At 69.0% G+C, this 11,447-nt stretch carries 13 protein-coding genes; 3 read left to right on the forward strand and 10 right to left on the reverse strand.

Going from position 1 to position 11,447, the window contains the following annotated elements:
- Positions 1-181: 181 nt before the first annotated feature.
- The 9 genes from E2651_RS34455 to E2651_RS34495 form a co-directional block, all read right to left on the reverse strand.
- Positions 182-1,042, reverse strand: coding sequence for a hypothetical protein (locus E2651_RS34455; protein ID WP_135335195.1), 861 nt, complete (start codon positions 1,040-1,042; stop codon positions 182-184).
- Between the two features lie 2 nt (positions 1,043-1,044).
- The gene (locus E2651_RS34460; protein ID WP_135335196.1) at positions 1,045-1,668 is read right to left on the reverse strand and encodes a hypothetical protein; all 624 of its coding nucleotides are present in this window, start codon (positions 1,666-1,668) and stop codon (positions 1,045-1,047) included.
- 61 nt (positions 1,669-1,729) lie between these two features.
- Positions 1,730-2,050, reverse strand: a complete 321-nt coding sequence (locus E2651_RS34465) for a YciI family protein (RefSeq protein ID WP_135335197.1) — start codon at positions 2,048-2,050, stop codon at positions 1,730-1,732.
- Positions 2,047-2,796: an AfsA-related hotdog domain-containing protein gene (locus tag E2651_RS34470; protein ID WP_245239408.1), complete on the reverse strand. Its 750-nt coding sequence runs from the start codon at positions 2,794-2,796 to the stop codon at positions 2,047-2,049. The genes E2651_RS34465 and E2651_RS34470 overlap by 4 nt, the downstream gene beginning before the upstream one ends.
- Before the next feature lie 100 nt (positions 2,797-2,896).
- On the reverse strand, positions 2,897-3,169 hold the full coding sequence (locus E2651_RS34475; RefSeq protein WP_135335198.1) for a phosphopantetheine-binding protein: 273 nt from the start codon (positions 3,167-3,169) through the stop codon (positions 2,897-2,899).
- Positions 3,163-3,972, reverse strand: a complete 810-nt coding sequence (locus E2651_RS34480; RefSeq protein ID WP_135335199.1) for an SDR family oxidoreductase — start codon at positions 3,970-3,972, stop codon at positions 3,163-3,165. Before E2651_RS34480 ends, E2651_RS34475 begins: the two co-directional genes overlap by 7 nt.
- Complete coding sequence (locus tag E2651_RS34485) at positions 3,969-5,312, reverse strand: long-chain fatty acid--CoA ligase (protein WP_245239409.1); 1,344 nt, start codon at positions 5,310-5,312, stop codon at positions 3,969-3,971. The genes E2651_RS34480 and E2651_RS34485 overlap by 4 nt, the downstream gene beginning before the upstream one ends.
- 277 nt (positions 5,313-5,589) lie before the next feature.
- Positions 5,590-6,543 (reverse strand): DMT family transporter, encoded by a 954-nt coding sequence (locus tag E2651_RS34490; RefSeq protein WP_135335200.1) that lies wholly within the window; start codon positions 6,541-6,543, stop codon positions 5,590-5,592.
- 34 nt (positions 6,544-6,577) lie between these two features.
- Positions 6,578-7,321: an HAD-IB family hydrolase gene (locus E2651_RS34495; protein WP_135335201.1), complete on the reverse strand. Its 744-nt coding sequence runs from the start codon at positions 7,319-7,321 to the stop codon at positions 6,578-6,580.
- 283 nt (positions 7,322-7,604) lie between these two features.
- On the opposite strand from E2651_RS34495, the gene E2651_RS34500 reads away from it, so the two are divergent.
- Together E2651_RS34500 and E2651_RS34505 are read left to right on the forward strand one after the other, a co-directional pair.
- Positions 7,605-8,006, forward strand: coding sequence for a nuclear transport factor 2 family protein (locus E2651_RS34500; protein ID WP_167828977.1), 402 nt, complete (start codon positions 7,605-7,607; stop codon positions 8,004-8,006).
- A 102-nt stretch (positions 8,007-8,108) separates the two neighbouring features.
- Complete coding sequence (locus tag E2651_RS34505; protein ID WP_135335203.1) at positions 8,109-9,047, forward strand: alpha/beta fold hydrolase; 939 nt, start codon at positions 8,109-8,111, stop codon at positions 9,045-9,047.
- Here the strand turns inward: E2651_RS34505 and E2651_RS34510 are convergent.
- Positions 8,998-9,711: a response regulator transcription factor gene (locus E2651_RS34510; protein WP_135335204.1), complete on the reverse strand. Its 714-nt coding sequence runs from the start codon at positions 9,709-9,711 to the stop codon at positions 8,998-9,000. The genes E2651_RS34505 and E2651_RS34510 overlap by 50 nt on opposite strands.
- Positions 9,712-10,099: 388 nt before the next feature.
- Between E2651_RS34510 and E2651_RS34515 the strand changes: the two genes are divergently transcribed.
- Complete coding sequence (locus E2651_RS34515) at positions 10,100-11,437, forward strand: polyketide synthase (RefSeq protein ID WP_167828978.1); 1,338 nt, start codon at positions 10,100-10,102, stop codon at positions 11,435-11,437.
- Positions 11,438-11,447 lie beyond the last annotated feature (10 nt).

The raw sequence follows: 11,447 nt of genomic DNA on the forward strand, positions 1-11,447 counted from the left end.
GGGGCGGGGCCGGGGGCGGGGTGTGTCATGGGGAAGGCATGTCCTTCGTACGCGAGGGAGTGAGGGAGTGAGTGAGGGAGTGAGTGAGGGAGTGAGGGAGTGAGTGAGTGAGGGAGGGAGCGTGGCGGGTGATGCGCTGGGTGGCCCAGATATAGGTGGGGGCCTCTGGGCCACCCGGCCTTCAGCGCTCGGTCGTGACGAACTCCTGGAAGCTCGCCTCCTGCAGCTTGAGCTGCGCATGGATGTCGCCGCCCAGGCCGAAGAAGCCGATGGCGCCCGCGTAGTTCTGCTGGTAACTCATCCACAGCAGAACGATGTTGACGATGCGACGCGGTCCGGGCGCACCGGCGGCGGGGAACGGGTTGGGCAGCGTGGCGCGGTAGCGGCCCTTGCCCGCCGAGTCGGCCATGAAGACGTTCGGGACGCCCAGCGGGCCCGGCCGGAACGGTCCCGCCGGGGCGGGAGCCAGGTCGTTCTCGCGCAGCGACATGACCGTGTACATGCTGTCCGGGATCAGGCCGGAGAACTCGAAGCGGAACTCCGCGTCGTGCCCGCCGTTGACCACCGCCACCTCCAGCCATCCCTCCGCCTGGACCCACTGGCCGAGGGTGACGGGGTCGGCGACCGTGCGGCCGTCCTCCGGGCGCAGATCGGGGATGGGGACCTCGTGGAACGCGTAACTGGGACGGCGTACCGCATGCGCGTCGGGGCGCTGGTCGGGCGCGAACAGCATCGGATAGTTGTTGCAGGGCAGCGGCAGGGGCAGGGTGTGCAGCACCATGTCCCGGTCGTCCGGCGTCAACTGAGCGGGATCGACGGGGAGTTCACGGATGATGTCGAAGGGTACGTTGTCACCGTGCGGCGGCAGCGGGCTGTCGGCCGAGACGATCGCCGAGCCCCATTCGGAGCGCACCGAGCCGTCGGCGCCGGGCCGGTTGACCCGCCCGATGACGACGAAGTCGCCGTCGGCGTTCATGACCTCGCTGGGCGGATACGTCGGGCCCTGGGTGGTCAGGCTGAGCTCGTAGGACTGGCTGTGCATGCTCAGGCTCCGATACGGGCGTAGGTCTTGGTGTACAGGCCGCCCTCGCCGCCCTGCGGGATGATGTACTTCTCGCGCACCTCTTCGAGGATGGCCTCGTACGCCGGGGTCTTGAAGACGGCGTTGTGCCGCGCGGGGTCGACGGAGAAGCCGGCCACGAACAGGACACCGGGCTCCGTGCTCAGCAGCGAGTGGTACGCGAGGAACACCTCGGACTCGTCGGCCGCGTGCACGGTCGCGAAGATCGTGCGGTCGCGCCAGGCGCGGTACTCGGCGATGACCGGCGGCTTGACCTCGACCCGGCGCAGCTGGATGTACGGGGTGTCGGGCAGCTCCTCGGCGCAGTCCTTGGGGGCCTCGACGAACTCGTGGACGTGGCGGTGGAAATCGCCGGCCAGGCTGGGGGCGAGGGCCTGCCACTGGGCCTGCGACTCCTCCTGGAAGGCGGCGAGTTCACCGAGATCGGCGAGCGGGCGCAGCTCCAGGAGGGTGTGGCCCTCCAGCGAGCGGTACAGGTGGTGACCGGCGGGGCGCTGGGCGTGCAGCTCCTGCCAGCTCTTGACGGCCTGGTCGAACGCGTCCTCCTGGACGGGGACTTCGGTGACGAGGAGCAGGCGTGCGGACATGGTGGGGCATCCCATCTGAGTGAGTGGCTTGGTTACTTACTGCTGAGGAGTGGAGAGATGTTCAGGAGGCAGCAGGCGGTACCGGCAGCCGCACCGGCGAGCGCTCCGACGACGTAAACGCGTCGATCCGTACCTGCGCCCAGATGCCGCCGGTGGTGAAGGGGTCCTTGGCGAAGTGCTCTTCGACCGTCGCGCGATCGGGGCACGCCATGACGATGAGGCTCCCCGTCGCCCGGCCCTGCCCGTCGGTCAGCGGCCCGTAGAGCACCGGGACCGGTACGCCGTCGCGGAGATAACGGGAGTGCTCGTCCCGCAACTTCTTGCGGAGTTCGGCGATGTCGGGGGCGTCCAGGCAGTGCGCCACCCACAGGGTCTGGTTCATCGGCCGGCCTCCGCCTTCGCCTTGGTCTCGCCGCTGATCTCGCCGCTGATCTCGCCGCTGAGGGCGGAGCGGATGGCCTGGCGGGCTGCCATGGCCTCCTGCTTGACGGCGACCGCCTCCGGGATGACCCGGATGTTCACCGCGAACTCGGCTGCGGCGCGCCCGTCCTGACGTACCGTCAATTCACAGTCGACGGACGTTCCGACCGGGGACGTACGGTGCCCGGTGAGCCGGAATTCGATGGTGGCGGGCAGCGGGAAGACGAAGCTGTTGAAAGCGGACCGGATCGAGCCGATGACGAACCGGGTGGGCGCGTCGCCGCTCACGACGTGCTGTTCGATGACGACCGTCCAGGTCTGGCGGGCGGCCTCCAGCAGGGTCACGGCCGGGATGTGCTGGCCGGTGAGGTGGTCCGCGAGGACCTCGACGCGCTCGTCGAGCAGCAGCGGAGCCACGTAGGTGTCGGGGCCGTCCTCGCGTACGTCGCCGATGAGCACGTTCTTCTCGTCGTACTTGTGCGTGAGGTGACGCTCGACGGGCAGCGGTACGTCGGCGGTGGTGAGGTCCCTCAGCTCGCGCAACTGGGCGCCGCTCAGGCCCTGGCCGAGCACGATCTCGGCGGTGGGCGACAGGGTGCCGGAGCGCAGCTCGTCGAGCAGCGCGGTGGCCGGCACGGTCCCGTCGTTGCCCAGGAACTCCTTGAACCGGTCGCCGACGGCTATGCGGGCGGTGGATTGGATAGGCAAGGTCGTGGCTCTCCCTCGGGTCGGAGGTACGTATAGATCGAGCGGCTCGGGCGGCTCGGGCGGCTCGAGCGGCTCGGGCGGCTCGGGCGGCTCGGGCGGTTCAGACGGCGATCGCGCTCTGCAGCCGCGAGTGATAGGCGTCTATGAGGTCCTTGACCGTGCGGACGTCGGATATCAGCAGGTCCTCGGCGAACGGATCGATGCCCGTCTCCAGTTCGAGCTGGATGATGAGGCGGGCGAGGAGCAGCGAGCTGAGTCCGACGCCGGTCAGCAGGTCGCTCTCCGCGATCTCGCCGTGCTCGACCTCGGCCTCCTGGAGGAGGTCGGTGAGGTTCTCGATGACGATCTTCTTCGTGGTGTCGATGCTCAGCATGTGATGCCTCCGTCGATGACGATGGATTGTCCGGTGATGAACGACGCCTGGGGTGAGACGACGAACGAGACGGCGTCGGCGATCTCGTCGACGCTCGCGACGCGCCCGAGCGGTGTGTTGCGCTTGATGCGCTCGCGGTTGGTGTCCGTGACGCCCTCGGTCAGGTCGCTGTCGAAGAAGCCGGGGACCACGGAGTTGACGCGGATGTTCATGGGGCCCAGCTCGCGGGCGAGCGAGCGGCCCATGGCGTCGAGTCCGGCCTTGGCCGCCGTGTAGACGGCCACGCCGCGGTAGCCGCGTACGACGTTGATCGAGGAGATGTTCACGATCTGGCCGCTGCCGCTGCCGCTGCCGCCGACGCTCATGGCCCGCGCGCAGGCCTGGGTCAGCAGGATCGGCCCGGTCAGGTTCGCCGCGATCACGGCTTCGAAGTGGTCGGGCCTGCCGGTGAGGAAGAGTTGCTGGTCCCCGAGCACGGCGGCGTTGTTGACCAGCAGATCGATCCGGCCGAAGCGTCGCATGACCGTGCCGACGAAGCGGCGCAGCGCCTTCGGTTCGGTGAGGTCCACCGGCTCCCACAGGAAGTCGCCGGGCCGTGCGGCGGCCGTCTTCTCGATGGACTCGCTCAGGCTCCGGCTGAAGGTGGCGACCTTCCAGCCGTCGTCGAGGAGGCGCTCCACGATGCGGCCGCCCAGGCCCCGGCTGCCGCCGCTGACCACGGCGACCTTGTGGCCGCCGGTGCTTTCGGTGCCGCCAGTGCCGCCGGTGCTTTCGCCGCCGCCGGTGCTTTCGCCGACGCTCACGCGGCGCTCCTGAGCTTCTTGAAACGGTCCGAGTGCTGGCGCGCGTTCGACACCTCGACGACGGCGGGCACCTTGAACGCCTCCAGCTTGGCGGCACAGTGGCGGCGTACCCGCTTGGCGACGGCCCGTTGGTCCTCGTCCTCGACGAGCTGCACCGTCGCCTTGACCACCATGCCGGTGACATGGCTCGCGCGGCCGGTGACCGTGGCCTCGGCGATGTTCTCGACCTCGAGCAGGACGCTCTCGACCTCGCTGGGATAGACCTTCTCGCCGCCCACGTTGATGATCTCGGAGCGGCGGCCCAGGATGTGGATCCAGTCGCCGTCGGTCTCCACCACGTCCTGCGTGTTGAAGTAGCCGTCGTCGTCGAAGGGTGCCGGGGCGTTGAGATAGCCGAGCATGGCCATGTCGGAGCGGATCCACAGCACGTCGTCGACGATCTTGTGGTCGAAGCCGGAGTTGCCGAGCTTGACCCAGAGGGTGTCGTCGCCACGGGACTTCGTCGGCAGGATGCCGAGTTCGGAAAGGCCGTACGTCTGCTTGAAGCGGACCTGCGGCAGGAGTTCCTTCAGGCGCTGGAGCGTGCGCAGCGGCATCGGCTCGGTGCCGTAGGTGATCAACTGTAGGGAATCCAGGGTGAATCGGGAGATCGACCCGGCGATGAGCACCATGTTGAGGAACGTCGGCGTGGTGGGCAGCACCTCCACGCGGTGCTTCTCGATCGCGGCGAACACGGTGTCCGGGGTGCGTTCGGGCGTGGTGACGACGGTGCCGCCCTGACACAGCGTGTGCAGCAGGGTGTTGATGCCGCCGATGTGGTCCAGGCTCAGGAAGGACAGGATGCGGCGGGCCTTGCCGCCCTCCTTGTACCGGCCGAGGACCTTGACGAAGTCGAGCACCGAGGCCTTGCTGCGGCCGGTGGTGCCGGAGCTGAAAAGGACCAGGCCGGGCCGGCCGGCCGCGCGCAGCCGCCCGTACAGCTCGTGGGTGGCCGTGCGGCCGGTGCGGCGCAGGGTGCGCGTTCCGTCGGCGGCGAGGACGACGGTGGTCTCGACCTCGGCGACGTCGAGGAACTCGGTGCGCTTCGCCTCCGGCAGAGTGGTCAGCGGTACGACCATGACGTCGCGCTCGATCAGGGCGAGCAGGCCGGCGCAGGATTCCGGGGAGTACGGGCCTTCCAGGGTGATGACCTCGCCCGCCCGTACCCCGTTGTCGTCCAGAAAGGCGCGCCAGTCGTCGATGAGCCCGAGCAGCTGGGTGTAGCTGACGGTGGTGTCGCCGAACACCACGGCTTCGGCGTCTGCGAATTGCGCCAGTCTGGAGATGATGGAACCACTCACGAATGTCCTCCGGATTTGAATTCCCGAGCATTCCCCTGCAGGGCAGGGGTTGTTCTTTGATCAGGGAGTGTCCCTTGATCAGGGGTTGTTCTTGGAAATGACTCTAGAAGCATTCGAGATCGGCCTCAACGGGCCTTTGGTGCGCCGTACTTCGCATACCCGGTCGGCTACCCCGATGTATTTCTGGGTGAAATAAGCGCGGAGGCCGCCCTCCTCGCCGGGGATAAACCGGGGAGGAGGACGGCCTCGGGCAGAACGCGCGATTCCGCGACGGGGTTCAGACGGCGGCGGCTTCGGGATCGGGATCGGGTTCGGGATCGGGCTCGGGATCGGGATCGGGTGCGGGAGCGTGCGCCACCCGCGAGGAGATGAAGACGCCGAGCGTGACGACGATTCCGGCGCCGATCTGGAGCAGCGTCACCGGCTGGCCGAGCACGAACGAGGCGAGCACGGTGAAGACGGGCACCAGGTGGAAGAAGACCGCGGTGTCGGCGATGCCGATGTGGCTGACGCCGTAGTTCCAGAAGATGTACGCCAGGACGGTGGCCAGCACGCCGACGAACGCGAGCGCCCAGTACACCCCGGCAGGCAGTCCGGCGAGCACCGACGGGGTCGGCTTCGGGGTGACCTGCGAGGCCACGGCCCACAGGCCGACGCAGCCCAGGACGGTGGTGATGCCGGTGGTCACGATGGGCGTGCTGCCCTTGAGGTAGCGGCCGCCCAGGATCGAGTACAGGGCGAGGCAGGTGGTCGCGCCGATGCACAGGAGGTCGCCGAGGTTGGGCGCCTCCAGACGCTGGATCGAGCTGCCCAGGATCAGCACGGCGACACCGGAGAAGCTGACCAGGGTGCCGATCTTGTGGCCGCGGCTGATCCGCTCGCCGTAGCAGACACCCGCTATCAGCGCGGTGATCAGCGGGTTGGTGGCCTGGATCAGCGCGCCGTTGGTGGGCGAGGTGTAGCGCAGTCCGAAGAAGAGCAGCACGTTGAAGATCACGACACCGACCACGGTCATGACGAGCAGCGGCCGCCAGTTCCGCCGCAGGATGTCCAGCGTGGCCCGGCCCCGGAAGGCGAGCACCACCAGCATCAGGACGGCGGCGATCGAGTAGCGCATGGCGCCGCCGGCTGGGGGAGACAGATAACGGACGGTGTATTCCACCAGGTTGAAGGTGGCTCCCCAGAACAGCGCCGACAGGGTCAGCATGAGGTAGATGGCCTTCTTGCTCATGTTTCTTCTCCAGTTCCGAAAGTTCCGAAGGGGGTCAGCTCGGGACGGTCAGGTGATCGCTCGGGACCGTCAGGTGATCGCTCGGGACCGTCAGGAGGCTGAAGGAACCGGTGGACGCGCCGAGTACGGGCCACCGGTGCAGGGCGGCCTGTTCGGCGAGGACGGGGTCGTCGCCGACCACGTGGGGGTGGCCCACGCGCGTGAGCATGCCGAGGTCGCTGGAGTGGTCTCCGTACGCGAAGCAGTCGGCGGCCGGCACACCGAGCCGGGCGAGGGTCTCCTCGATCGCCGCGCTCTTCACGTCGCCGATCATCGGCCGCCGCAGCTCTCCGGTCAGCCGCCCGTCCGGGCCCAGCAGGGGCTCGGAGCACAGCACGAGGTCGGCGCGCAGTTCCTCGGCCAGCGGGGTGAGGCAGCCGGGGAAGGAACCCGAGACCAGGACGACGGTGTCGCCGTCGGCCACGTGCCGGGCCAGCGCGTCGGTGGAGGCGAGGACGAAGGCGTCGGGGCGGCGCCGGTAGTCGGCGTACCAGTCACGGCCGGCGGCCATGAGCTCGGACCAGTCGACCGAGGCGAGCCCCCGGTAGTAGGCCCGATTGACCTCGGAGCGATGGACGCCCGCGCTCCACATCGCCCGGAACTCGTCCATGGCGGCCTGGTAGGCGGCTTCATCACCACCGTTGCGCAGGATCCAGAACCGCAGGAAGTCGAACATGCTCTTGGCGCCGATGATCGTCTCGTCGACGTCGAAGAACGCGGCTCTGCCGGTGGTGGGCATGCGAGAGGGCTCCCTTCGGGAAGCGATCGGGGTGATTCGGGGGTGATTCGGGGGTGATACAGGGGTGTTCAGGGGCGATTCATGAATCTAAAGGCCCGGCATGTCGGGGCGCGATGCAATGCCACGAAGGTGGTAGGCGAGGCGGGAATGGGGAATGCCGACGCGCCAACTACCCTTATGGGGATGGCCATTGCGTGTGGGAGAAAGAGGCGTTGACCGCCGAAGCGGCGACGGGCCAGAGTTTCTGGCACACCCAACCCCTTCCACGGAAAAGGAATTGCACATGGCTCAGCACGACGCAGGCGCGGTCGCACAGGATTTCTGGTCGAAGCTCCAGGGCGGGGACCGCGCCGGTGTCCTGGCACTGCTTCCCGACACCCTCGACTGGTTCGTCCCCGGCGACCCCGAGCTCGTTCCGTGGGCAGGACGCCGCACCGCCAAGGCTGAGATCGAGGAGTTCCTCGGCATGCTCGGCGGCGCGATGAAGCCGGAGATGAACAAGGTGGAGCAGGTCGTCGCGGACGCGTCGCACGCCGTCGTGATGGGCCACTTCGAGCACCGCTGCAAGGCGACCGGCAAGCTCTTCGCCTCGCCGTACGCGCTGCACCTGACCGTCGAGGACGGCCTGGTCCACGGCTACGAGATCTACGAGGACACGCAGGCGCTCGTCGACGCCCTCCGCTGAGCCGGGGAGACGAGGAGCGGGATCCGGCGGCGCCGTGCGCGGCGCCGCCGGCCCACCACCGACCCGATCGTTCCGCCGCCTCCCTCTCGCACAGGTGACCCGATGAACTCCGCACGCCCCGCCGCATTCCCCTCCGGCTCTCCCGAACACGGCTTTCCTGAACACGGCTTTCCTGAACACGGCTTTCCTGAACACGACGTACGCCTGAGCGACCACGTGACCCGGGTGCTCGACCGCCCGGCCGACGCGCCGCCGGCCGACGCACCACCGGCCGACGCGCCGCCGGCCGACGCACCACCGGCCGACGCGCCGCCGGCCGACGCACCACCGAGTGCCACCCCGCTCGTCCTCGTCCACGCTCTCGGCCTCGACCGGCGTATGTGGGCAGCGGTCGTCGCCCAACTCCCGCCCGGCCGACGGGTGATCGCGTACGACCTGCGCGGCCACGGCCGCGCCGCGGGGGCCCCGCACGCCACGACCCTGCACGACCTCGCGGCCGATCTGGCCGCCCTGCTCGACGCGCTGGACATCGCATCGGCCGAGGTGGCCGGGCTGTCCATGGGGGGCGCCGTCGCGCAGACCTTCGCCGTGGACCATCCCGAACGGGTGGCGCGGCTGCACCTGGTGGCGACGGCGGGTGACCCCCAGCCGGCCTATCTGGAGCGCGCGGCCGAGGCGGCGGCGCACGGCGTCGGGCCGCAGATCGCGCCGACGCTGGAGCGATGGTTCACGCCGGGCTTCCTCGCGGCGGACGGGGACGAGGTCCGCTATGCCCGCGACAGCGTCGCCGGCGCCGACACCGCCGCCTGGTGCGCCAGTTGGCGTGCGCTGGCCACGCTCGACACGCGTGAGCATCTGCCCTCCCTCTCCGTCCCGACCCGGGTCGTCGCCGGTGGCGAGGACCCGTCGACTTCCCCGGCGATGATGCGAGCCCTGGCGGACGCGGTCCCGGACGCCGAGTTCCTGGTGATCCCCAAGGTGAGGCACCTGATCAGCCTGGAAGCTCCGCGGGCACTGGCCGACTGCCTGAGCCGCCCCTGAGCCGCCCCGCGGCACCGCCGTACAGCCGGTTCACCGCCTCGATGCGGGAGCCGACGTTCAACTTGCGGAAGACATTGCGCAGATGACGCTTGACGGTGTCCTCGGTGATGGTGAGCCGCCGCCCGATCTGACGGTTGCTCATGGCCTGGGCGACGCACGCCATGATCTCCGCCTCGCGCGGCGTCAGCAGATCGGCCGGCCGCTCGATGAGGGTCCGCGTCGGACCCGGGTTCCCGGGCGCCGCGTCCAAGGCGGCCGCCTCGCCTCGGATGGCCCGTACCAACACGTCGTACGTGGACTTCCTGGGCAGGCAGGCGGCGCCCGCGGCCCGCACGGCACGCGCCGAGGTGAAGTCGCCGGGGGCCGCGAGCACGATGACCCGCGTCCGGGGGCAGGCGGCCTTGAGCCGGGCCACGCACGCGACGACGTCCGGGCCCATCATCTCGACGTCCAGGACGACGACGTCCGGGCGGTGCGTGGCGGCCAGCGCGACCGCGCTCCCGGCGTCCGTCGCACGGCCGACGACCGTCAGATCCACCTCCCGCGCAAGCAGCAGACAGAGCGCGTTGCGCAGCAGGGTGCGGTCGTCGGTGGCGAGTACGCGGATCGTCGCGGATCCCCCGGCCAACGGGCCGGTGGAGGGCGGAAGTTGGTGACGGTTCATCGCTCTGCTGCCCCGTTCATGGCGCGCTCCGATCAGTGATGCACGTTCATTTTTGGACTTGCGTTCAAGCCTGAGCGGCAGTCTATAGACAGTCGCGAGTCGACCATTGATGTGCTTCAGGTCACGTTTTTGCCGCCGTGAGGGACCCTGAACTCCGGACATCTCTGGGCATGTTGGGGGGAATGTCTAGATCCGCTTGCATCTCGCTTGGATCTCGCTTGGGTTTCGCTTGACCGGCGCGTGAGGGAATCAATATCTACTCTCGAGGCCAAATATGAGCGCTGGTGTAATTTTGCATCCCGCTCGTACGACCGCTCGTACGACGAGCTTTCACCCGGTGTCGCCAAGGTCTGGCGGCACCGGTTCTCGCGTTTTGAAGGTGGCAGAAGTGGACTTGGCGGACATGGAGACACCCCTCGCGATCGTGGGCATGGGATGCAGGTTCCCGGGGGCGCCCGACGCGGAGTCCCTGTGGGACCTCCTGGTGTCCGGCACTGACGCCGTCACGCCCGTCCCGGTCGACCGGTTCGACATCGGCGCCCACTACGACCCCGTGCCCGGCACCCCTGGCAGGACGGCCTCACGGCACGGCGGCTTTCTGCCCGACGTCCACGGTTTCGACGCGGCCTTCTTCGGCATCTCGCCCGTCGAGGCCCGCGGCATGGACCCGCAGCAGCGGCTGCTCCTGCACGTCGTGTGGGAGGCGCTCGAAGCGGCGGGCATCCGGCCGTCCTCGCTCGCGGGCAGCCGCGGCGGCGTCTTCGTCGGCCAGGCGACCTCCGAGTACGCGGAGACCGGGCCGCTGCCCGAACACCGCGACATCCGCGACGTCGCGGGGAACCGCATCCGCGCGGTGACCGCCGGGCGCATCTCGTACGCCCTGGATCTGCGCGGCCCCAGCGTCGTCCTCGACACCGCCTGCTCGTCCTCGCTCGTCGCGGTGCACGCCGCGCGGCAGAGCCTGCTGACCGGCGAGAGCGACCTGGCGATCGCGGGCGGCGTCAACATCATCCTGTCCCCCGACGACGCCATCGCGTACTCGCAGGGCGCCATGCTCTCGCCGGGCGGGCGCTGCCGGTTCGGCGACGCGGCGGGCGACGGCTTCGTACGCAGTGAAGGCATCGCGGCGATCGTTCTCAAGCGGCTGCCGGACGCGCTGCGTGACGGCGATCCGGTGCTCGCGCTGCTGCTCGGCAGCGCCGTCACGAATGACGGCGCCGCCAGCGGACTGCTGCTCCAGCCGTCGGTGGAGGGGCAGGCGCAGATGCTGCGCGAGGCGTGCCGCAGCGCAGGGATCACGCCCGGGATGCTCGACTACGTAGAGGCGCACGGCACCGGGACGCCGGCCGGTGACAGGGTGGAACTGCAGGCCTTGGCCACGGCCGGCACCCCCGAACGGCCGCTGCTCACCGGATCGGTGAAGACCAACATCGGCCACGCCGAGGCCGCGGCGGGCCTGGCAGGCCTCATCAAGGCGGTTCTCATGGCCCGCCACGGCACGATCCCCGCCTCACTCCACCTGGCCCAGCCACACCCCCTCCTGACCGACGGCCGCCTGCCGGTCGAGGTGGTCCAGAAGAACCGCCCCCTGGAACGCAGGGGCTCTCGTGCACCTGTCTCTTATAAACATCTCCGAGCCCACGAGACGCTCATGAAACTCGTATGCCGTCTTCTGCTTGAAAAAAAAAAAACAAAATATTCCATTACCAGAACCTATTCATGGTAAGGTTAAATAT

The sequence above is a fragment of the Streptomyces sp. MZ04 genome (genome assembly GCF_004684775.1).
Classification (GTDB): Bacteria; Actinomycetota; Actinomycetes; order Streptomycetales; family Streptomycetaceae; genus Streptomyces.

Excerpts from the sequence above, each read along its gene's own strand:
- E2651_RS34455 (WP_135335195.1), bottom strand. The coding sequence starts at position 1,042 with ATGCACAGCCAGTCCTACGAGCTCAGCCTGACCACCCAGGGCCCGACG.
- E2651_RS34460 (WP_135335196.1), bottom strand. The coding sequence starts at position 1,668 with ATGTCCGCACGCCTGCTCCTCGTCACCGAAGTCCCCGTCCAGGAGGAC.
- E2651_RS34465 (WP_135335197.1), bottom strand. The coding sequence starts at position 2,050 with ATGAACCAGACCCTGTGGGTGGCGCACTGCCTGGACGCCCCCGACATC.
- E2651_RS34475 (WP_135335198.1), bottom strand. The coding sequence starts at position 3,169 with ATGCTGAGCATCGACACCACGAAGAAGATCGTCATCGAGAACCTCACC.
- E2651_RS34490 (WP_135335200.1), bottom strand. The coding sequence starts at position 6,543 with ATGAGCAAGAAGGCCATCTACCTCATGCTGACCCTGTCGGCGCTGTTC.
- E2651_RS34495 (WP_135335201.1), bottom strand. The coding sequence starts at position 7,321 with ATGCCCACCACCGGCAGAGCCGCGTTCTTCGACGTCGACGAGACGATC.
- E2651_RS34500 (WP_167828977.1), top strand. The coding sequence starts at position 7,605 with ATGGCTCAGCACGACGCAGGCGCGGTCGCACAGGATTTCTGGTCGAAG.
- E2651_RS34505 (WP_135335203.1), top strand. The coding sequence starts at position 8,109 with ATGAACTCCGCACGCCCCGCCGCATTCCCCTCCGGCTCTCCCGAACAC.
- E2651_RS34510 (WP_135335204.1), bottom strand. The coding sequence starts at position 9,711 with ATGAACCGTCACCAACTTCCGCCCTCCACCGGCCCGTTGGCCGGGGGA.